Consider the following 19,774-nt stretch of genomic DNA (forward strand, 5'->3'; position numbering starts at 1 on the left):
CTCGGCTCGTCTGTCGGCTGGTACCCGCAGATATCATGTTGACGGTCCCTCCACCCTAGCTCTTACATACCTCGTAGGAGCCGGGAGGAACATACAAGCCATGCTCGGCTGGGGCGTTACCGGGAAAGCCTCTGCCGAGCATGGCTCGGCACTACGTTGGGTTTGCTTGTGAGGCCTCTGCCGAGCATGGCTCGGCACTACGCTGCTACGGTTTTCCTGCCTGGCGCTTGCGTTGCTGCCGGATGTAGGTCATTTCGTTTTCGGCGACCTTGTTGCCGGGTTCCAGTGCCAACGATTCTTCGTAAGCGGCCTGGGCTGCGTCCAGGTCACCCAGTTCAATCAAGGCGTATCCGGTTCCGCGTAGTGCCAGCGCCTCGGCGTGCGCCGCTTCAGGATGGCTGCGGGTCAATGCCAATGCCTGCTGGTAGCTGCTCAGCGCGCCGGACCAATCCTTGGTGATGTTCAATGCCGCGCCGCGTTCTGTCAGTGCCTCGGCTTCATAGGGTGCGCTGGCATGGGCCTTGTCCAGCCACCGTATTGCCTGCGTTGCATCGCGCAGTTCCACGGCGATGTATCCCAGTTGGACGTAGGCATCGGCACAGGCAACATCCAGCCAGTCGATGGGTTCGGCGTCGCCATGCTCACGCAGGTAGAGCTCGTATTGCCGCTGTGTGCGGAAGCTCAGCGAACGTCGCCCCGGTGCGGCACGGTAAGCATCACATTGTCGTGCGGCATCGAGCAGCAGGGCTTTGGCCTGCGCGTGCTCGCCTTTGAGATTCAGTGCCCCGGCTTCACGCACGGAGGCCCGTAGTTCCTGCCCCAGGGCTGGCTCGCTGGGGCTGGAGTAGATTTTGGTAGTGGTGAGCCTGAGTGGATCGACCGGATCCTCGGCCAGAGCGTCCGTGCAAGCCAAAGCTAGAGCGACACACAGCAGATAACGCATACGACCCCTCCGCAGCGATGTGGGCACCAGCGTAGCCGGAGCCGCAGCGGATCGGTAGGGGATGGGAATGCTTAGTCGCGCGGCGCCATTGCCAGGATTGCCAGCTGTTGCTGGGCTTCTTCATTGCCGGCTGCGGCGGCGGCCTGCACCTGGGCCAGGTCCGGGTGTTGCACTACCAGCAGCGGGTATTCGCATTCGGGACAGGCATATTCGGTCTGCTCGTCGTGCAGTTCCATTTCCATCTGCCGTGAGCTGCCTTTCCATTCGCAGGCGGGGCAGTTGTGCAGGTCTTCGCGCCAGCCGGTCTGGTAGTAATCGCTGACAGTGATGGTCATGGGCAAGGCCTGAAGCAAGGGCGGTGAAGTGTAGCTCGGGTAAGCGCAGCGCACCCGGGGCGTTGTGTAGAGCTCCAGGGTGCGTTGCACTTACCTGGGTTACGGTTCTGCGATCAGTGCAGCAGCACCAGCGTGGCCAAGCCGAGGAAGGTGAAGAAACCCATCGAATCGGTGACCGCAGTCAGGAAGATGCCGCTGGCCAATGCAGGGTCGAAACCCAGCCGCTTCAGCGTCAATGGCACCAGCACGCCGGCCGATGCGGCAAACAATAGGTTGAAGGTGAGCGCGATACCGATCACCAGCGACAGCCCGGGCATATGGAACCACGCCAATACGATCAGGCCGAGCACGGTGCCCAGCACTACGCCGTTGAGCAGGGCCACGCGCAGCTCTTTCCACAGCAGGGTGCGGGCATTGGAGGCGCCGACCTGGCCCAGCGCCAGGCCGCGGATCATCAGCGCCAGCACCTGCGTACCTGCATTGCCGCCAAGTCCGGCGACGATCGGCATCAGCACTGCCAGCGCGACCAGCTTGTCGATGGTGCCTTCGAAATGACCGACCACGCTGGAGGCGAGGAAGGCGGTGCAGAGGTTGACCGACAGCCACATCAGGCGCCGGCGCATGGCGCGCCAGACCGGGCTGAACAGGTCTTCGTCTTCGTCCAGACCGGCCGCGCCCAAGGCCTGGTGATCGGCCTGGCCACGGATGATGTCGACCACGTCATCGATGGTAATGCGGCCGATCAGGATGTTGTTGTCATCCACCACCGGTGCCGAGACCCAGTCATGATCGGAGAACTGGCGGGCCACTTCGTCGGCGCTTTCACCGACGTCGATGGCTGGCTGCTCGTCGTCGATCAGGCGGTTGATCGGGGTGGTGTCTTCGTGGGTGACCAGCGAGGCCAGCGAGAGCCGGCCCAGATACTGGTGGCGACGGCTGACCACGAACAGGTGATCGGTGTGGTCGGGCAGTTCGCCGCGCAGGCGCAGGTAGCGCAGCACCACGTCGACGTTGACGTCGGCGCGCACGGTGACCACATCCGGGTTCATCAAACGGCCGGCGGTGTCTTCCGGGTAGGACAGCACCTGCTCAAGCCGCTCGCGGTTCTCGCGGTCCATCGACTTGAGCACTTCGTCGATGACGGTATCGGGCAGGTCTTCGACCAGATCGGCAAGGTCGTCGATGTCCAGGTCTTCGACCGCGGCGATGATTTCGTCCGCGTCCATGTCCGCCAGTAGGCTTTCGCGCACGTCTTCACCGACATGCACCAAGACCTCGCCGTCGTCCTCAGGGTCGACCAGGCCCCACACCACCTCGCGCTTGCCCGGCGGCAGCGATTCGAGCAGGTTGCCTATTTCAGCCGGGGACAGGGTGTTGACCAGGCGACGCACCGGTCCCAACCGGCCACTGTCCAATGCATCGGAAAGCAGGCGCAGCTGGCGTGCGGTCTTGTCGTGGCGTACGGCTTCAGCCATGCGCAGCTCCCGGTATGGTGATGGCCGCTGTCCGTGGCGACTGGACGCCAACGGCGGTGTTTAGCCCGCCATTATCACGTGCCACGCGCGGGCTTGCATACAACCGTTGCGCCCGGAATCAGTTTCCGGCGCTGCCGGTGATCCAGCGTTCAATGCCGCGGCGGTCGCGTGCAGCCAGCAATTGCGGGGCCTGCAGGCGCAGCTCGGCCAGGTTCACCTCACGGATTGCGCGCCGCACTTCCAGCAAGGTGGCCGGGTGCAGACTGAACTCGGTCAGTCCCAAGGCTAGCAGCAGGGCTGTCATGCGCGCGTCACCTGCCATTTCACCGCAGACCGCCACCGGGGTTTCATGCCGCTGGGCGGTTTCAATCACCTGGTACAGCAGCCGCAGCACCGCCGGGTGCAGTGGCGAATACAGCTCGGCCACGGCGTCGTTGTTGCGGTCGGCGGCGAGCAGGTACTGGACCAGATCGTTGGTGCCGATCGACAGGAAGTCGACCTGGTCGATGAAGGTTTCCAGTGCGATTGCGGCGGCCGGCACTTCGATCATCGCCCCGACCGGAATGTTCTCCGCCACCTCATGGCCGTCATTGCGCAGGATCGCGGCCAGCCGTGACAGGCGCCGCCGTACCGCCATGATCTCCTCACGAGTGGTCAGCATCGGCACCAGGATGCGCAGTGGGCCGTAGCCGGAGGCACGCAGGATCGCCCGCAGCTGGGTGTCGGACACTTTGGGGCGGGCCAGTGACAGGCGTACGCCACGCAGGCCCAGGGCAGGGTTTTCTTCGCTGCTGAGTACCAGACCGGTGCGGTCGGCCTTGTCGGCGCCCAGGTCCAGGGTGCGGATGGTGACTGGCCGGCCGCTCATGCCCAGCACGGTGTCGCGGTAAACGCGGAACTGTTCTTCTTCGTCAGGCAGCTGGTTGCGCTGCATGAACAGGAATTCGGTGCGGTACAGGCCTAGGCCACGGGCTCCCAGCGCATGCGCCTGGGCGACGTCGTCATGGGATTCGGCATTGGCCAGCAGGGTGATCTCCGCGCCATCCAGGGTGCGGGTGGGTTTGGCCCGCAAACGGCCAAGCTCGCGTTGTTCACGCGCCAGCTCGCGCTGGCGCAGACGGTACTGGCGCAGATCGTCTGGGGCCGGATCGACCACGATCTCGCCGCTGACGCCGTCCAGGATCAATACATCGCCATCGCTGACTTTCTGCAGCACCGCGGTTGCAGCCACTACCAGCGGCATATGCAGGCTGCGGGCGAGGATGGCGCTGTGCGAGAGCACGCTGCCGGCACTGCTGACGATGCCGACCACGCCTTGCGCTTGCAGTTGGGCCAGCTCAGAGGGTGCGACGTTCTCGCAGACCAGGATCTCGCCGGCCAGCCCCTTCATGGTGGTGGTGCGCTTGTGCAGGAAGGACTGGATGCGACCGATCACGTGGTCCAGATCATCCATCCGACTTTTCAGGTAGGCATCTTCCATGCCTTCAAATACCTGGGCCAGACGGTCGCGCTGCACGCGCAGAGCATGGCTGGCGCTGTAGCGCTTGCTGCGCACCAGCTCATCCAGTGCAGCCAGCAACTCGGGGTCGTCCAGCAGCATGGCGTGCAGGTCGAGAAACTCACCTACTTCCGCCGGTAGTGCACCCTGTAGGCGGGTGCGCAGCTCGCGCATTTCCTGGCGCGCCGCATCGGTGGCGCGGTGCAGGCGTTCCAGTTCGTGTTCCACCGCAGCGGCGGCGACGCGCTTTTCACCAATGTCCTGCACATGCGGCAGGCGTACGCGGGCACGGCCGAGCGCGCTGCCACGGGAAGCGGGCAGGCCCGATAAACGGGTCATTGCTGCCGGCTCCACACGATGGCTGCAGCTGCGCGCGCGGCCTGTGGCATCAGCTGTCCTCGTCGAAACGACGCTCGAACAGCGCAGCAACCGCCTCCAGTGCGGCAGCTTCGTCTTCGCCATCCACGCGCACCGTTACCGGCGTGCCTTGGGCGGCGGCCAGCAACATCACGCCCATGATGCTTTTGGCGTTGACCTCGCGGCCCTTGGCCACAAGCGTGGCGTTGGAGCGGAAGGCGGACAGCACCTGCACCAGTTTGGCGGTGGCCCGGGCGTGCAGCCCCAGCCGGTTGGAAACCATGAGTTCTTGTTCAAGCATCGTCTGTGATGACTCCGTTGCGAGCGCCCGCCGCCGCAGTGGCGGGCAGTTGGTCCAATCCCTGTTCCGGATAGTTCATTACCCGCAGCAACATCGCCAGACTCAATCCCGATACACGGCGGGTTGGGGTGCCCAAGCGGGCCAGTTGCCCGGCAAGATTGCTTGGGCTGGCGCCGTACAGATCGGTCAGTATCAACACGCCGCCGTCGCCTTCCACCCTGCGCATCGCCGCCGAGGCGGCGGGCAGCAGGGCATCCAGGTCGGCGTCGAACGGCACTTCGAACGCTTCTGTTTTCAGCGGCAATTGCCGCAACAAGGCGGTCGTCACTTCCAACAGGGAAGTGCCGACACCGGTATGAGTAACTAGGAGAATGCCGCAGGTCATCCCTGAACGTTAACAGGTCAGGGCAAGTCCGCGATAGCGCTTAAAACTGTCTTCTGTGTGCCATTCAGGGCATGCGCGTTGAACGCGCGCGCCCATTCAATCCTGTTCGCGATGGAAGGTGGCTACGTCCTGCCAGCCTTGCTCGCGCGCATGCCGGGCCAAGCGTTCGGCCAGATAGACCGAGCGGTGTTTGCCGCCGGTGCAGCCAAAGGCCACGGTGACATAGCTGCGGGTCTCGCTGCCCAGCTTGGGCAGCCAGGTGTCGAGCAGATCCTGCAGTTGGGTGACGTAGCGCACCACATCGGGTTGCGCGTCCAGATACTCACGGACTTCACGGTCGCGTCCGGTCAGCGAGCGCAGTTCCGGGTCCCAGTGCGGATTGGGCAGCACCCGCGCGTCGAAGACGAAGTCGGCTTCGGCCGGCACGCCGCGCTTGTAGGCGAACGACTCGAACAGCAACGACAGTTTGCTCTCGTGGCTGAGGGCGAACTCGGTGATTACCCGGCGGCGCAGCTGGTGTACGTTGAGCCGGGTGGTATCGATGATGGCATCGGCTTCGCGGCGCAGTGGCGCGGTCAGCTCGCGTTCGCGGCTGATGGCCTCCGGCAGTGACAGGCCCAGATGACTCAACGGGTGTCGGCGGCGGGTGTCGGCGTAGCGTGCCAGCAAGGTGTCGTCGTCGGCTTCGAAGAACAGCAGGCGCACGTCAATGCCGTAATTCAGTGCGGTTTTGCGCCATGCAGCCAGCTGGCTGAGGTCGCTGCGACCGCGGACATCGATGCCGACCACTAGCCGCGGTGGGCGGTTTTCGTCGCGTTCGCCGAGCACGCCGCGCACGAATTCCGGCAGCAGGTTTACTGGGATATTGTCCGAGCAGTAGTAGTCCAGATCTTCAAAGGTCTTCAAGGCCACTGATTTGCCCGAGCCGGACAAGCCGCTGACGATGATCAGTACCGATGTCGGTTGCGCACTCATGGACTGCGTTGCTCCAGCAGGTTGCTATGGCGGGCGATGAACATCGCTGCCGGGTCGATGCCCTTGGTACGCAGGATATGCAGGCGGGTGGCGGCCTCGGTCAGTACGGCCAGGTTGCGCCCGGGCATCACCGGCAGGGTGATCAATGGCACATCCAGATCCAGTACGTGTCGCTTGCCGGAATCGCCGGTCAGGCGCTCATAGCCGTAGCTGCTGGGTTCGGTCATCGGCTTGGTCAGGTGGACGATGAGGCGAAGGTACTTGTTCTTCTTTACAGAAGTGTCACCAAACATCTGACGGACATTCAGTACGCCCAGCCCGCGTACCTCCAGCAGGTCCTGCAGCAACTCCGGGCAGGTGCCGTCGAGCACGTCTGGGGCGATCTGGGTGAATTCGGGGGCGTCGTCGGCGACCAGCCGGTGGCCGCGTGACAGCAGTTCCAGCGCCAGTTCGCTCTTGCCCGAGCCAGCTTCACCGGTGATCAGTACGCCGATGGAGTAGATCTCCATGAATACGCCATGCAGGATCACCCGCGGCGCCAGCGTGCGGGCCAGGTGGTAGCTGAGGTGGTTGAGCAGCTCGTGGCCACGGCGCGGCGACACCCACAACGGGGTCTGCGACTCGTCGGCGGCCGAGCGCAGGTCTTCCGGGCAGCCGTGGCTTTTGGTGATGACCATCGCCAGCGGCCGGGCCTGGATGATGCGCTCGATCACTTCCCAGCGCTGGCGCGCATCCAGCGAATCCAGCCAGGTCAGCTCCTCGGTGCCGAGGATCTGCACTTTGTTCGGGTAGATGGTGTTGAGATAGCCTGCCAGCGAGGGCCGTCGCGAGACGGTATTGCCGGCCTCCAGTTCACGTTGCGCACCGGCATGGCCGGCGACCCAGCGCAGGTCGAGCTTCTCGCGCTGGTGGTCGAAGAGTTCCTGGGCGGTGATGCTGGTATTCATCCGCTACGCGCCTGCTGCGGGTTGATGATGATGTTCTTGAGGGTCTGCGCATCGGGGGCAATACGCAGCGCTTGACGGATGTCGGGGTCGGAAAAAATCTCCGCCAGCTCGGACAGCAGCATCAGGTGTTGATGGGTGTAATGCGCTGGCACGGCCATCGCAAAGACCAGGTCGACCGGTTCGTCACCGCCGAAATCAACGGGTTGTTGCAGGCGTAGCAGGGCGCCGCGTGGCTCCTGCAGGGTTTCCGAACGCCCGTGGGGGATGGCGATGCCGTGGCCAATGGCGGTGCTGCCGACGTTTTCACGTTCGCGCAGGCTTAAAAACAGGCTGTCCGCACCGGCCTCACGACAGGCAAGCAGGCGCGAGGCGGCAATCAGTGTGCTGTCTCGATCAGCGACCGCGAGTACCTGGGTACTCACGGCCGCCATCAGGTCGGTCAACGGCATGTTGGGCTTACGGCTGGGTTAAAGATCAGCCATTGTCGCGCAGAGCATGCGATGCGTGGGGAAGATGCTTTTCCTTGTGCTTTATGACCAGTCGGTCGAGCTTGTCGGCGAGCACGTCTATGGCTGCGTACATGGTGGGTTCGGCAGCATCAGCGTGCAGGGTGCGCCCGGGTAAATTCACCGTGGCGACGACGAGGTAGTCAGGCTTGCGGGTGGACAACTGGACTCGTACTTCGCAGTGCTGGTCGAAGTGCCGACCCAGCCGCTCCAGCTTTGTTTCCACGTACTCCTTCAGGGCAGGCGTGACTTCAACTTGCTGGCCATACGTCTCGATACGCATCGGATTCCTCCTGTGGTTCGGGGTTGCCTAGATGAACCCTGCGCTGCTCAACGAATGCTTCAGGCGATGCGGACGCGTTCGTGAGAGGCACAGATGTTCATGGCCTCACGATACTTCGCAACGGTGCGGCGCGCTACCGGTATGCCACTTGTTTTGAGCATCTCAGCCAGCTTGGCGTCAGAAAGCGGTTTGCGCGGGTTTTCCGCATCGATCAGATTGCGGATCATCGATTGGATCGCGGTGCTCGAAGCCTCGCCGCCGCCTTCGGTATCTATGCCGGAGGCGAAGAAGGCGCGCAACGGCAGGGTGCCGCGTGGGGTACGCACGTACTTGCGGGCGATGGCGCGCGAAATGGTGGATTCGTGCAGTTCCAGTTCGCCGGCGATTTCACGCAGCGTTAGCGGACGCAGCGCCTGTTCGCCAAACTCCAGGAAACCGGCCTGGTGATGCAGCAGGCTGCTGACCACCCGCAACAGGGTTTCCCCGCGTGCCTGCAGGCTCTTCAACAGCCAGCGCGCCTCCTGCAGCTGTGCGCGCAGATAGCTGGCATCGGCGTCGCCGCAGCGGCGGATCAGTTGCTCGTAGCTTTGATTGATGACCACCCGCGGACCTGCGTGGCCGGCCAGCGCACAGCGCCAGATGCCGCGTTGGCGCCAGACCACGCAATCGGGCACCACGTAGGTGTCCGAGGTCATCTGCCCCAGCTGTTTGCCTGGACGCGGGTCGAGCGAGCGCAGCAGTTGGACGGCTTCTTCGACATCGGCAACAGGCTGCTTGAGCTCCTGCGCAATGCCATTGATGCCGGCGCGCGGCAGTCGCTCCAGCGGGCCATCGGCGATGCGCCGGGCCAGGGCAAGGGCCGGCGTTTGGCAGGGTAATACGTCCAGCTGCAGGCTCAGACACTCGCCCAGGCTGCGTGCGCCTACGCCGGCCGGGTCGAAGCGTTGGATCTGGCGCAGTACCGCCACGATCTCGTCTTCGTCGGCGCGGATTTCCGGCAGCAGGGTCTGCGCGATCGCCGACAAGGGCTCGCGCAGATAGCCGTCTTCATCCAATGCATCGATCAGGGCCACGCCGATGGCGCGATCACAGGGACCAAGATGGGTCAGGTGCAGCTGCCACAGCAGGTGATCGGCCAGTGTGTCGCCGTCTTCGGCCTGTTCGCGTTCGCCGTTGTCGCCATCGTCGTCGAACGAGCCGGAACGGCCACTGCTCCAGTCTTCATCACCGCCGTCCCAGTCTTCGCCTTCGGCGTTGATATCACCTTGCGCAGGATCGATCGGGGTTTCTTCGCTGGAGCTGCTGGGGGCTGCGTCGTCGCTGTCGCCACCTTCGCCATTCTCGGCCCACTCCAGCAGTGGATTGGTTTCCACTGCCTCGGTCAGTTCCAGTTCGAGCTCGGTGCTGGACATCTGCAGAAGACGAATGGCCTGACGCAACTGCGGCGTCATGACCAGATTCTGTCCCATCGATGTCTGCAGCCGAGCTTTCATGCCTGATCCGTTCGGGTAGGGGCCCGACGTGGCGCTGCGACTCAGAGGGTGAAAGCGTCCCCGAGGTAAACACGGCGTACGTCAGTATTGGCTAGCAGATCTTCCGGTGCCCCCTGCGCCAGTACGCTGCCTTCAGCGAGGATATACGCCCGGTCGCAGATTCCCAAGGTTTCGCGCACATTGTGATCGGTGATCAACACACCGATGCCGCGTTGCTTGAGGTGGGTCACGATGCGCTGGATCTCGCCGACCGAGATCGGGTCGACGCCGGCAAACGGTTCGTCGAGCAGGATCAGGCGCGGTTTGGCAGCCAGTGCGCGGGCGATTTCGCAACGGCGACGTTCGCCGCCGGACAGGCTGGCACCGGTTTGATCAGCAACGTGACTGATCTGCAGTTCCTCCAGCAGCGAGGACAGTTCGCGCTCACGGCCGGCGCTGTCCAGGTCGGTACGAAGTTCCAGCACCAGGCGGATGTTGTCTGCCACGCTGAGCTTGCGGAACACCGACGGCTCCTGCGGCAGATAACCCACGCCCAGCTTGGCGCGCTCGTACATCGGCTCGGAGGTGATGTCCTTGCCATCGAGCACGATGCTGCCGGCATCGGCGGCGACCAGGCCGACGATCATGTAGAAGCAGGTGGTTTTACCGGCACCATTGGGGCCGAGCACGCCGACCACTTCGCCAGCATCCAGGGTCAGCCCGAAGTCCTTGACGACTTCGCGGTTCTTGTAGCGCTTGCGCAGGCCTTGGGCAACGAGCATTACTTCGCCTCTCCCGCCGCTGCCGGCGCCTTGTTCTTGGGTTGGATCACGGTGCGCACGCGGGTGCCGTCGCCGCCGCTCTGCATCGCGCCGCTGCGGGTGTTGTAGACCATGCGCTGGCCAGCATTGGTGCCGCGCTCGGACTCAACCTTGTAGTTGCCGGTCAGGACGATGACTTCGCTGTTGATGTTGTAGTCCATGTTGTCGGCACGGGCATTCATCCAGGTGTTGTCGTCCATCTGCTGCTTCAGCGTGGCTTGTTTACCGGTGAGGATCACCCGCTCGGTTTCGCCGTTCTTGCGGATCACATCAGCGGTATCGGCATGGATCTCCATGGAGCCCTGGGTGATGATCACGTTGCCGCTGAACTGGCATTTGCCGTTGTCGCTGAAATTGCAGTCATTGTTGTTGGAATCGATGGTCATCGGCTGATTGCGATCCGATGCTTTGGACCACGCCAGGCCGGGTGCGAGCAGGGCGGCGAGCAGCGCGATCGACGCGAGCTTAGCGGGCAGCTTTGGGTTCATAGCGGGTCTTGACCTGGGAAAGGAGTGAATACTGCTGGGATTTGAGGTTGGCGCGGAAGCCGACACCGGTCTGCGACAGGCCCGGTCGGGTCAGCGTCACTTGTGCATCGGTGCGCGCCAGATCCTGCTCGGCGAGCACATCCAACGCGCTGGTACGGAAGGTGGTTGGCGGGGTCTTGCCGTCGGTGGGACTGTCACCAGCAACATTGCCGCGCAGGCGCAGCTCCTCACCCTTGGGGCTGACCCAGCCGGTATCGGCGCTTAGTCGCCAGTGCTGCCCGGCGGTGTCGGGCAGCAGGAACAGTGGCTTGGTTATGTTGGAGGTCTGGTCGGCGCGGTTGCGCACCATCGACGGTGCGCGCAGCGTCATCGACTCGCGGCCATCCTTGTCCAAGGTGACGATCTCGAAGTCGGTCAGGGTGAAGTCGGTGCTGCCTTCTTCAACAGCCGTTGGCGCGGTGTTGGCGCGATTGCGCCATGCCGACCAGCCGCTGAGCAGGGCGGCCAATAGCAGGCCTATACCAAGAACCGAACGCCAACTCATCAGGAAAACCTCGCCAGGACTGCATCCAGTTTGCCCTGCGCGGCCAGCAGGACGTCACACAATTCGCGCGCTGCGCCACGCCCGCCTTGGGCACGGGTCTGCCAATGCACGCGTTCGGCGATCCAGGGGTGTGCATCGGCTGGGGCTACCGCAAGGCCGACCGCGCATAGCGGCGCCAGATCGGGCAGGTCATCGCCCATGAAGGCGACCTGCTCCAGGCCGATGCCGTGCTGCTCGCACAACGCACGCACGCTGGCGAGCTTGTCGCCGACCGCGATCTGGGTGTCGATGCCCAGATCGGCCCCGCGCCGCTGCGCTGACAGGCTGTTGCGCGCGGTGATCAGCACCGGATGGATGCCGTGCTGTTGCAGCAGCTTCAGGCCCAGCCCGTCCTGCACGTAATACGCCTTGCTCTCATTGCCGGCATGGTCGTAGAACAGCCGGCCGTCGGTCAGGGTGCCGTCCACGTCAAAGCAGGCCAGGCGGATGGCGCTGGCGGTGGCGTGCAGATTGGCGGGGAAAAGCGCTAGCGGCGAGTAAGGCATTTGCAGGCAGTATCCGTTGCGGCAGGTCGAGCGTTGGCCCGAGGTCGTTGATTGTGCGGGGTTTAGACGACTTTTGCCCGCAACAGGTCATGAATGTTCAGGGCGCCGACGGGGTGATTGTCACCATCGACCACGATCAAACCATTGATCTTGTGGGTTTCCAGCAGCCGCGCGGCTTCTGCGGCCAGTTGGTCGGCACCGATGGTGCGCGGGTTGCGGGTCATCACCTGGGCGATGCTGGCGGTGCGAACGTCCAGATCGGTATCCAGGGCGCGGCGCAGGTCACCGTCGGTGAACAGGCCAACCAACCTGCCTTGGGCATCGACCACAGCGGTCATACCTAGCCGCTTGCGGCTCATTTCCATCAGCGCCTGGCTGAGGCTGGCGTCGTCACTGACGCTGGGCAGATCGTCGCCGGCATGCATCACGTCGGTGATATGCAGCAGCAGGCGCCGGCCCAGGCTGCCGGCAGGGTGTGAGCGGGCAAAGTCGTCGGCGGTGAAACCGCGCGCGTCCAGCAGGGCCACCGCCAGCGCATCGCCCATCGCCAGTGAGGCGGTGGTGCTGGAGGTCGGGGCCAGGGCCAGCGGACAGGCCTCATGGTCCACGTTCACGTCCAGATGCACATCGGCGGCCAGCGCCAGGCTCGACTGCGGCCGGCCGGTCATGGAAATCAACGGGTTGCCCTGGCGCTTGAACACCGGCAGCAGGGTCAGTACTTCGTCCGACTCACCGGAATAGGACAGCGCCAATACCACGTCATCTTCGGTGATCATGCCCAGATCGCCGTGCCCGGCTTCGCCCGGGTGCACATAGAACGAGGGCGTGCCGGTCGAGGCCAGGGTGGCGGCGATCTTGCGCGCGATATGCCCGGATTTGCCCATGCCGGTGGTGACCACGCGGCCGCGCGAAGCCAGTACCAGCCGGCAGGCGGCGGCGAATTCGGCACCGATGCGACCGCCTACCCGGTCCAGTTCGTCGCGCTCGATCTCGAACACACGGTGACCACTGGCCACCAGATCGGCGTCGCGCAATGTATCCAGGGAAAGCGGGGAAGCAGCCATACGGATGCCACTCGGAGAGTAGAATGGGGGTTCATTTTATTAGGAAAGTGCTTTGGACGCCGAGACCATCCGAAATCTGATCGAAGCCGGCCTGCCGGGCGCTCGCGCCGACGTGCAGGGCGACGACGGGGTGCACTTCGAGGCCACGGTGGTCTGTGAGGCATTTGCCGGCAAGATGCCGTTGGCGCGTCACCGCATGGTGTATGCGACGCTGGGCGATCTGATGGGCGGTGCGATCCATGCGCTGGCGCTGAAAACCATTACCCCGGGTGAAGCCGGCTGAGCCGGCGCACTCTCTTCTCCTTTATACCGGCCTTAAATCCATGGCAAAAATCGTAGTCACCGGCGGCAATGCGCTGAACGGTGAGGTTCATATCTCCGGCGCCAAGAACGCCGTCCTGCCGATCCTGTGCGCCACCTTGCTGGCCGATGCGCCTGTGGAAATCACCAACGTGCCGCATCTGCACGACGTGATCACCACCGTGAAGCTGCTCGGTGAGCTGGGCGCCAAGGTCACCGTCGATCAGGGCACCCTGTCGCGCGGCAGCGCGGTGGTGGTGGACCCGCGTACCGTCGATCAACACGTTGCGCCGTATGAGCTGGTCAGGACCATGCGCGCCTCGATCCTGGTGCTGGGCCCGTTGCTGGCCAAATTCGGCCAGGCCGAAGTATCGCTGCCGGGCGGTTGCGCCATCGGCTCGCGTCCAGTCGACCAGCACATCAAGGGTCTGCAGGCGCTGGGTGCGGAAATCACTGTTGAAAACGGCTTCATCAAGGCCCACGTCGATGGGCGCTTGAAGGGCGGCCGTTACACCTTCGACATGGTCAGCGTCACCGGCACCGAGAACGTGCTGATGGCGGCTGTGCTGGCCGACGGCACCACCGTGCTGGAAAACGCCGCGATGGAGCCGGAAGTGGCCGATCTGGCGCATTGCCTGATTGCACTGGGCGCCAAGATCGAAGGCGTGGGCAGCTCGCGCTTGGTCATCGAAGGCGTCGAGCGCCTGCACGGCGGCCGTCACGCAGTGCTGCCCGATCGCATCGAAACCGGTACTTTCCTGGTTGCCGCAGCGATGGCTGGTGGTCGTGTGACGGTGCGCAATGCGCGCCCGGATACGATGGATGCAGTGCTGCAGAAGCTGACAGAAGCCGGCGCTGAAATCAGCACCACCGAAGACAGCATCACCCTGGACATGCACGGCAAGCGGCCCAAGGCGGTGAACATCACGACCGCGCCGCACCCGGCCTTCCCGACTGACATGCAGGCTCAGTTCATGGCGATGAACTGCGTGGCCGATGGCGTCGGCGTGATCACCGAAACCATCTTTGAAAACCGCTTCATGCACGTCAACGAGCTGCTGCGACTGGGCGCCGACATCCAGATCGAAGGTCATACCGCGATCGTGCGTGGCGTTGAGAAGCTCAGTGGCGCGCCGGTCATGGCGACCGATCTGCGCGCCTCGGCCTGCCTGATTCTGGCCGGTCTGGTGGCTGCTGATGAGACCAGCATCGACCGCATCTACCACCTGGATCGTGGCTACGAAAACATTGAGGAAAAGCTCAGTGGGCTCGGTGCCAACGTGCGGCGGATCGCGTGATCCTCAAGGGCCGTTTCACCCCGCGTCGCAAGGCTCTGCTGGGTCTGGTGCTGCTTGCCCTGGCCTGGTTGGGCTGGGGCTGGTACAGCGGCGTGGCCATCACGAAGGGCGTTGAAAAGGAGCAGATGGACTGGAATGGCGATGGCCAGGTCAGTCGCGACGAGTTCCTGCAGGCGTTCTATGCAGTGCAGGTGAAGGACAGTGAAGAGGGCGATCGCCAGTGTCGTAGCTTCATCTGGCGCAGCAGCGGTGAAGAATTCCGTCGCGATTGCCGCACGGTGTTCAAGAAGGCCGCCGCCGAATAGCAGGTTTGCGCCGCAGTGTTGCGGCGCCTCTTGCTGGCAAAGCAACCCGGGTAGGCGCAGCGCACCCGGGATGATGCGCCCAGGCAGGGCGCAGCTCACGCTTGAGCCCTGCCGTTACTTATTACAACTGTTGCGTAGATCTCCGGTCCCGGGTTCGCTGTTGCTTGCCCGGGCTAGGCTTGGGTACCGCTGTGCGCTGTGCTTCAGCGCGACCAGGAGTTCATCTGCAGGCTGATCGTGGTGGTGCCGTTCTCGCGCTGGACGATGCGCACCGGTGCCGGAATCCCGGCCACGATCCAGGCGATGGTCTGCTTTTCAGCGCCGCCCTGGGCAACCTTGGTGGCGTCGTAGTTGCGGCCGGCGATGGTGACCCGCTCGCGACCAATCACCCGATAGTTCATTGGCCGCGCGCGCCCGTTTTCGATCATGCGGTAGGACAGGGAGTGGCCAGCGGGCACGTCGCGTGCCAATGCCAGGTTGATCAGCAGCGCATCCATGTCGCCAGCGCGCAAGGCTACCGGTCCGGCGCGGCTGGGTTTGACGTCGCCGCTCCAGCGCGCCTGGCCAGCGGCCCAGTTGTAGTTGGTGATGACACCGCGCTGGACCGAGGCATAGTTGGTCCGGTCGCTGCCGCCCAATGGCCGGTACTGCGTTCCCATGTCCTGGAACACGGTGGCTTGGCTCAGCTTGGCCAGCATGTGATCCACGGTCAGCAGGTACATCCAGGAGCCATTGCGTGCCGGGGTCAGGGTCATCCGTGCGGAAGCACTGAGGCCCTTGTAGCTGGCGGTGTAGCGGCCATCGAAACGCTGTACGGCGGCATCGGCAGTTGCGGTCATGGATACCAGCAGGCCAGCTGCAAGCGGGAGTAGGGCGAATTTACGAACAAGGGTCACGGCGGCTCATCCATGAACGCGCCCGGCATCAGACCGGGCGCGTCGGGGTGGGGGGCTAGGGTCAGTTGATCGAGCGGATGGTCAGGTCCAGTGCGTCCTGGCCGTTCTCGCGCTGCAGCAGGCGTGCCGGTACCGGCATGCCGGGGACGATCCAGGCGATCTGTTCCTTGTTGCCATCCACGCGTGACACCTTGGTGGCTTCCTGCTGCTTGCCGGCGATGGTCATGTTTTCCTTGCCGATCACCCGGTAGGTCATGGGCTTGATGCGGCCATCGTCGACCATGCGGTAGGTCAGGGGCTTGCCGGCGGCGACATCGCGGGCAATGGCCAGATTGATCAGCAAAGCATCCATGTCGCCGCTTTGAAGGCGGATCGGGCCGCTGCGTTCGGGTTTAACATCGCCGGACCAGGTGGCTTGGCCGCTGTTCCAGTCATAACGCGCATCCACCTGCTTGCGCTTGATCAGTACCACCGAGCGGTCATGGCTGCTGAGCGGGCGCAGCTTGCCGCCCTGTTCGTCGAACACAGTGGCCTGGCTCAATTCCGCCATCGGGTTCTTGATCTGCAGGCTGTAGCGCCACTGGTTGTTGCCGGCAGGAGCTACCGACATCACGCCATTGGCCTGCATGCCCATGTAGCTTGCCTGGTAGTCGGCGGTGAACGGCTCAAATGCCAACGCTGGCAAACTGGCCGCGACCAGCGCGGCGGCGGCGAGGTAACGCAGGGGGCTACGGGTAAGCTTCATGCTCAGGCTCCTTGATATTCGATCAGGCGCAGGTCGATTTCGTCCTGCCCGTCTTTGCGTTGCAGTATGCGCACCGGGGTGGGCACGCCGTTGGCAATCCACAGGATGGTTTCATCATTGCCGCCATTGGTGCGGTAGACCCGCAAGGCGTCATAGCTGAGATCGCCCACCTGCACGTTTTCGGTGGTGTCGGCAGCACGGTACTCGTACTGGCGCACCCGGCCGACATCGACGTAGCGATACTGCAATGCCTGTCCCGGCCGTGCATCACGCATCAGCGACAGGTTGAGCACCAAGGCGCTCTGGTCGCCGCGCTGCAGGGTAATGGGTCGCTGCCGTTCTTCCTTCAGGTCGCCGTGCCACTGCGCGGTACCTGCCTGCCAGTTATAGACGCCGGTGACCTTTTTGCTCATGAACAGGGCTTTCTTGACCGTGCTCTGGCTCAGTGGCGTGTAGACGCTGCCTTCGTTGTTGAACACGTTGCTCTGTTCAATGTTCAGCCCGAGGATGCTGGCAAAGCCGCGCTTGCCACGCACCGCCATGTCCACCCGCCACTGACTGTCGCTGTTATGGACCACGCGCATGGTGGCATCACCGGCTTCCTTGCCCTTGTAGAAGGCTTGGTAGGTGGCGACGAACGGCTCCAGTGCCGGCGGAGTCCACTCCAGCGCCGGCGGCGCCAGCGTAACCGGTGCCTGTGCCTGTTCCGGCGCGGTCGCAGCTGCAGGCGTTTCCTGAGCGTGGCTGACCGCTGATACCAGCAGTGCGGTCAGAACCAATGGTTTGAGAAGCGCTATGGCCATGTGAGGACTAGGGCAGAAGAAAGAGGGGATCTTGCCAAACCACACATCAGCAGCATGTGCGGATCAGCGACGGAGGGTTCCGGCGGAATCTAGGCGCAGTGGACTAAACACAGACTGACCGTCGTAGTGGACCACGCCGTCCTGTTCAGCAAGTCGGCCGGCGACCAGCAACTGTACGCTGGCCAGCAGCAGCGGATGTTCGACCGCCAGCACCCGTTTGGCCAGCGCTTCAGCACTGTCCTCGGTCAGCACCGGGACCCGTGCCTGGGCGATGACCGCGCCTGCATCCAGTTCAGGTACGACGAAGTGCACGCTGGCACCGTGCTCGGCATCGCCGGCCTCGATGGCGCGGGCGTGGGTATGCAGGCCCTTGTGCAAGGGCAGCAGCGAGGGGTGGATGTTCACCAGACGGCCGCTGAAGCGTTGCACGAAGGCGGCGCCGAGGATGCGCATATAGCCGGCGCAGATGATCCAGTCCGGCTGGCTTGCGGCCACCGCATCGGCGAGCGCGCTGTCAAACGCTTTGCGCTCGGTGAAGTCCTTGGGTGAGCGCGCCCAGCGCTGTCCGGGTGCCACTTTTTCCAGTGCGGCGGCACCCGGCTTGTCGGAGAACACGCCGACAATCTGCGCATCCAGCTGGCCGGCGGCAATCGCGTCCTGCAGGCATTGCAGGTTGCTGCCGCGCCCTGAGGCAAGCACGGCGAGACGGGGCAGAGGGCTCATGCGCGCGATTTCCGCAGCAGTGGCCATAGCGCCAGACTGCCAAGGGTGGCCAGCAACATATCGGCATGCGCGTCCCAGATGTCGCCCTGCTGGCCGTTATAGGCTTCCGCAGCTTCGGGGGACAGGGCCAAGGCGATGCCCCATTCCAGCCATTCGTAGGCCAGGCTGGAGCACATGATGGTCATCACCGCCAGCGTGAACGCCTGGCCCTGGCGCAGCGCCGGCCAGCCATGGCGGGCCAGCTGGGTCAGCGCCGGGGTGAAGCAGATGCCGTACAGCAGGTGGATCAGGCGATCAAAATGATTGCGTTCCCAGCCGAATACAGCGTTCGGCGACCAGCCAAACAATGCCTGCGCCCATTGGTCATAGGGAATGTTGGAGTACAGCCAACGGGCGCCAATGCTGTGCAGGATGATGAAGCCGCAGATCGCTGCGAAGGCGCCGCTGCTCAAGGGCCAGCGGCGGTCCACCCACCACAGCGCCAGCAGGCCGAGCACGGTCAGCGAGCTGTGCAGGGCCTGTTCCACAGGCCATAGCGGTTTGATCCAGGTAAGCGCGAATACAACAAGCACGCCGATGAAGGCGGCCTTCTTGGCGGCTGTCATGTAGTCGTTGGCTCAGCCGATGTGGACGCGTTCGGCGCCGTTTTCAGCCACCACTTCACCAATCTGCCAATGCGCCAGTTCCAGCGACTCCAGCGTGGCGTTGATGGCAGCGACCTGGTCGGCCGGTACCAGCAGCACAAAGCCGATGCCGCAGTTGAAGGTGCGCCACATCTCGCTGTTGGCCACATTGCCTTCGCGCTGCAGCCACTGGAACACCGGCGGCAGCGGCCAGCTGCTGGCGTCGATGGTCAGGCCCAGGCCTTCGGGCACCACGCGGATGATGTTTTCGGTCAGGCCGCCGCCGGTGACGTGGGCCATGCCGTGCACGGCTGCGCCATGGGTCTTGAGCAGCGACAGGATCGGCTTGACGTACAGGCGGGTCGGCGCCATCAGCGCATCGACCAGCTTGACGCCGTTCTCCAGCACCAGATCGGCCGGGCTGCCGGCACGTTCATAAATGCGACGGACCAGCGAATAACCGTTGGAGTGCGGGCCGGAGGAGGCAATGCCGATCAGCACGTCGCCGAGGGCAACGGCCGAGCCGTCCTTCAATTCGCTTTTTTCGACGCCGGCGACAGTGAAGCCGGCCAGGTCGTACTCGCCCGGGGCGTACATGTCGGGCATTTCAGCGGTTTCGCCGCCGATCAGCGCGCAACCGGCCTCGGTGCAGCCATTGGCGATGCCGCCGACCACGGCCGCAGCGGTGTCGATGTCGAGCTTGCCGGTGGCGAAATAATCCAGGAAGAACAGGGGCTCAGCGCCCTGTACCAGCACGTCGTTGACGCACATGGCGACCAGGTCGATGCCGATCGTGTCATGGCGGCCGAGCTGTTGTGCCAGCTTCAGCTTGGTGCCGACGCCGTCGGTGCCGGACACCAGGACTGGCTCGCGGTACTTGTTGGAGAGGTCGAACAGGGCACCAAAGCCACCCAGTCCGCCCATCACCTCCGGGCGGAAGCTGCGCTTTACCAGCGGCTTGATGCGCTCGACCAGTTCGTTGCCTGCGTCGATGTCGACACCGGCGTCACGGTAGGTCAGGGGGGAGTTGGCAGAGGTCGAGGGGCTGGTCACTGGCGGCTGCACTGGCGGGGTGAACGGTCGATTTTAACAGGCCACGTTGGCGTGAAGGCCCCATTCGGGCAACAATTCCCTCCGGAATC

General features: G+C 63.9%; 25 protein-coding genes. 3 read left to right on the top strand and 22 right to left on the bottom strand.

Features of this window, described 5'->3' with window-relative positions; translation table 11 throughout:
- Nucleotides 1-205: 205 nt before the first annotated feature.
- The 16 genes from ACVOLR_RS14140 to ACVOLR_RS14215 all read right to left on the bottom strand — a co-directional run bounded on the left by ACVOLR_RS14140 (nucleotide 206) and on the right by ACVOLR_RS14215 (nucleotide 12,939).
- Nucleotides 206-799 carry a tetratricopeptide repeat protein gene (locus ACVOLR_RS14140; RefSeq protein ID WP_481536987.1) on the bottom strand — a complete coding sequence of 198 codons (594 nt, stop codon included), beginning with the start codon at nucleotides 797-799 and terminating at the stop codon, nucleotides 206-208.
- Nucleotides 800-1,014: 215 nt separating this feature from the next.
- Nucleotides 1,015-1,278 carry a hypothetical protein gene (locus ACVOLR_RS14145; protein WP_481536988.1) on the bottom strand — a complete coding sequence of 88 codons (264 nt, stop codon included), beginning with the start codon at nucleotides 1,276-1,278 and terminating at the stop codon, nucleotides 1,015-1,017.
- A gap of 113 nt (nucleotides 1,279-1,391) precedes the next feature.
- Nucleotides 1,392-2,753 (bottom strand): magnesium transporter, encoded by a 1,362-nt coding sequence (gene mgtE / locus ACVOLR_RS14150; protein WP_481536989.1) that lies wholly within the window; start codon nucleotides 2,751-2,753, stop codon nucleotides 1,392-1,394.
- A 118-nt stretch (nucleotides 2,754-2,871) separates the two neighbouring features.
- Entirely contained in the window at nucleotides 2,872-4,590 is a 1,719-nt protein-coding gene (gene ptsP, locus ACVOLR_RS14155; RefSeq protein WP_481536990.1) for a phosphoenolpyruvate--protein phosphotransferase, read from the bottom strand.
- Nucleotides 4,591-4,639: 49 nt separating this feature from the next.
- Nucleotides 4,640-4,909 carry an HPr family phosphocarrier protein gene (locus ACVOLR_RS14160; RefSeq protein WP_282267872.1) on the bottom strand — a complete coding sequence of 90 codons (270 nt, stop codon included), beginning with the start codon at nucleotides 4,907-4,909 and terminating at the stop codon, nucleotides 4,640-4,642.
- On the bottom strand, nucleotides 4,902-5,294 hold the full coding sequence (locus ACVOLR_RS14165) for a PTS sugar transporter subunit IIA (protein ID WP_481536991.1): 393 nt from the start codon (nucleotides 5,292-5,294) through the stop codon (nucleotides 4,902-4,904). Before ACVOLR_RS14165 ends, ACVOLR_RS14160 begins: the two co-directional genes overlap by 8 nt.
- 96 nt (nucleotides 5,295-5,390) lie before the next feature.
- On the bottom strand, nucleotides 5,391-6,269 hold the full coding sequence (rapZ, locus tag ACVOLR_RS14170; protein WP_481536992.1) for an RNase adapter RapZ: 879 nt from the start codon (nucleotides 6,267-6,269) through the stop codon (nucleotides 5,391-5,393).
- Entirely contained in the window at nucleotides 6,266-7,216 is a 951-nt protein-coding gene (gene hprK / locus ACVOLR_RS14175; RefSeq protein ID WP_481536993.1) for an HPr(Ser) kinase/phosphatase, read from the bottom strand. The genes rapZ and hprK overlap by 4 nt, the downstream gene beginning before the upstream one ends.
- Nucleotides 7,213-7,665 (bottom strand): PTS sugar transporter subunit IIA, encoded by a 453-nt coding sequence (locus ACVOLR_RS14180; protein ID WP_282267864.1) that lies wholly within the window; start codon nucleotides 7,663-7,665, stop codon nucleotides 7,213-7,215. Before ACVOLR_RS14180 ends, hprK begins: the two co-directional genes overlap by 4 nt.
- A 25-nt stretch (nucleotides 7,666-7,690) precedes the next feature.
- Nucleotides 7,691-8,005 (bottom strand): ribosome hibernation-promoting factor, HPF/YfiA family, encoded by a 315-nt coding sequence (gene hpf / locus ACVOLR_RS14185; protein ID WP_282267862.1) that lies wholly within the window; start codon nucleotides 8,003-8,005, stop codon nucleotides 7,691-7,693.
- Nucleotides 8,006-8,064: 59 nt separating this feature from the next.
- On the bottom strand, nucleotides 8,065-9,498 hold the full coding sequence (locus ACVOLR_RS14190) for an RNA polymerase factor sigma-54 (protein ID WP_481536994.1): 1,434 nt from the start codon (nucleotides 9,496-9,498) through the stop codon (nucleotides 8,065-8,067).
- Between the two features lie 41 nt (nucleotides 9,499-9,539).
- On the bottom strand, nucleotides 9,540-10,259 hold the full coding sequence (lptB, locus tag ACVOLR_RS14195) for an LPS export ABC transporter ATP-binding protein (RefSeq protein ID WP_481536995.1): 720 nt from the start codon (nucleotides 10,257-10,259) through the stop codon (nucleotides 9,540-9,542).
- Nucleotides 10,259-10,786: a lipopolysaccharide transport periplasmic protein LptA gene (gene lptA / locus ACVOLR_RS14200; RefSeq protein WP_481536996.1), complete on the bottom strand. Its 528-nt coding sequence runs from the start codon at nucleotides 10,784-10,786 to the stop codon at nucleotides 10,259-10,261. The genes lptB and lptA overlap by 1 nt, the downstream gene beginning before the upstream one ends.
- Nucleotides 10,764-11,330 carry an LPS export ABC transporter periplasmic protein LptC gene (gene lptC, locus ACVOLR_RS14205; RefSeq protein WP_481536997.1) on the bottom strand — a complete coding sequence of 189 codons (567 nt, stop codon included), beginning with the start codon at nucleotides 11,328-11,330 and terminating at the stop codon, nucleotides 10,764-10,766. Before lptC ends, lptA begins: the two co-directional genes overlap by 23 nt.
- Nucleotides 11,330-11,875, bottom strand: coding sequence for a KdsC family phosphatase (locus ACVOLR_RS14210; RefSeq protein WP_481536998.1), 546 nt, complete (start codon nucleotides 11,873-11,875; stop codon nucleotides 11,330-11,332). Before ACVOLR_RS14210 ends, lptC begins: the two co-directional genes overlap by 1 nt.
- A 62-nt stretch (nucleotides 11,876-11,937) precedes the next feature.
- Nucleotides 11,938-12,939 (bottom strand): KpsF/GutQ family sugar-phosphate isomerase, encoded by a 1,002-nt coding sequence (locus ACVOLR_RS14215; protein ID WP_481536999.1) that lies wholly within the window; start codon nucleotides 12,937-12,939, stop codon nucleotides 11,938-11,940.
- Between the two features lie 52 nt (nucleotides 12,940-12,991).
- Here ACVOLR_RS14215 and ACVOLR_RS14220 point away from each other — a divergent pair, with 52 nt between their 5' ends.
- From ACVOLR_RS14220 to ACVOLR_RS14230, 3 genes are read left to right on the top strand one after another with little or no spacing between them, the layout of a single operon-like run.
- Nucleotides 12,992-13,222: a BolA family protein gene (locus tag ACVOLR_RS14220; RefSeq protein ID WP_296251001.1), complete on the top strand. Its 231-nt coding sequence runs from the start codon at nucleotides 12,992-12,994 to the stop codon at nucleotides 13,220-13,222.
- Between the two features lie 40 nt (nucleotides 13,223-13,262).
- The gene (murA, locus tag ACVOLR_RS14225; RefSeq protein ID WP_481537000.1) at nucleotides 13,263-14,537 is read left to right on the top strand and encodes a UDP-N-acetylglucosamine 1-carboxyvinyltransferase; all 1,275 of its coding nucleotides are present in this window, start codon (nucleotides 13,263-13,265) and stop codon (nucleotides 14,535-14,537) included.
- On the top strand, nucleotides 14,534-14,842 hold the full coding sequence (locus ACVOLR_RS14230) for an EF-hand domain-containing protein (protein WP_481537001.1): 309 nt from the start codon (nucleotides 14,534-14,536) through the stop codon (nucleotides 14,840-14,842). The genes murA and ACVOLR_RS14230 overlap by 4 nt, the downstream gene beginning before the upstream one ends.
- A 203-nt stretch (nucleotides 14,843-15,045) precedes the next feature.
- Here ACVOLR_RS14230 and ACVOLR_RS14235 read toward each other — a convergent pair whose 3' ends face one another.
- The 6 genes from ACVOLR_RS14235 to purM all read right to left on the bottom strand — a co-directional run bounded on the left by ACVOLR_RS14235 (nucleotide 15,046) and on the right by purM (nucleotide 19,685).
- Complete coding sequence (locus tag ACVOLR_RS14235; RefSeq protein WP_481537002.1) at nucleotides 15,046-15,681, bottom strand: DUF3108 domain-containing protein; 636 nt, start codon at nucleotides 15,679-15,681, stop codon at nucleotides 15,046-15,048.
- Between the two features lie 118 nt (nucleotides 15,682-15,799).
- The gene (locus ACVOLR_RS14240; RefSeq protein WP_481537003.1) at nucleotides 15,800-16,483 is read right to left on the bottom strand and encodes a DUF3108 domain-containing protein; all 684 of its coding nucleotides are present in this window, start codon (nucleotides 16,481-16,483) and stop codon (nucleotides 15,800-15,802) included.
- Nucleotides 16,484-16,485: 2 nt separating this feature from the next.
- Complete coding sequence (locus tag ACVOLR_RS14245) at nucleotides 16,486-17,286, bottom strand: DUF3108 domain-containing protein (protein WP_481537004.1); 801 nt, start codon at nucleotides 17,284-17,286, stop codon at nucleotides 16,486-16,488.
- Between the two features lie 63 nt (nucleotides 17,287-17,349).
- Nucleotides 17,350-18,009: a phosphoribosylglycinamide formyltransferase gene (gene purN / locus ACVOLR_RS14250; RefSeq protein WP_481537005.1), complete on the bottom strand. Its 660-nt coding sequence runs from the start codon at nucleotides 18,007-18,009 to the stop codon at nucleotides 17,350-17,352.
- Nucleotides 18,006-18,614: a DUF2238 domain-containing protein gene (locus ACVOLR_RS14255; RefSeq protein ID WP_481537006.1), complete on the bottom strand. Its 609-nt coding sequence runs from the start codon at nucleotides 18,612-18,614 to the stop codon at nucleotides 18,006-18,008. The genes purN and ACVOLR_RS14255 overlap by 4 nt, the downstream gene beginning before the upstream one ends.
- A 12-nt stretch (nucleotides 18,615-18,626) precedes the next feature.
- Nucleotides 18,627-19,685 (bottom strand): phosphoribosylformylglycinamidine cyclo-ligase, encoded by a 1,059-nt coding sequence (purM, locus tag ACVOLR_RS14260; protein ID WP_481537007.1) that lies wholly within the window; start codon nucleotides 19,683-19,685, stop codon nucleotides 18,627-18,629.
- Between the last annotated feature and the right edge of the window lie 89 nt (nucleotides 19,686-19,774).

This window comes from Stenotrophomonas sp. STEN030 (genome assembly GCF_056759995.1).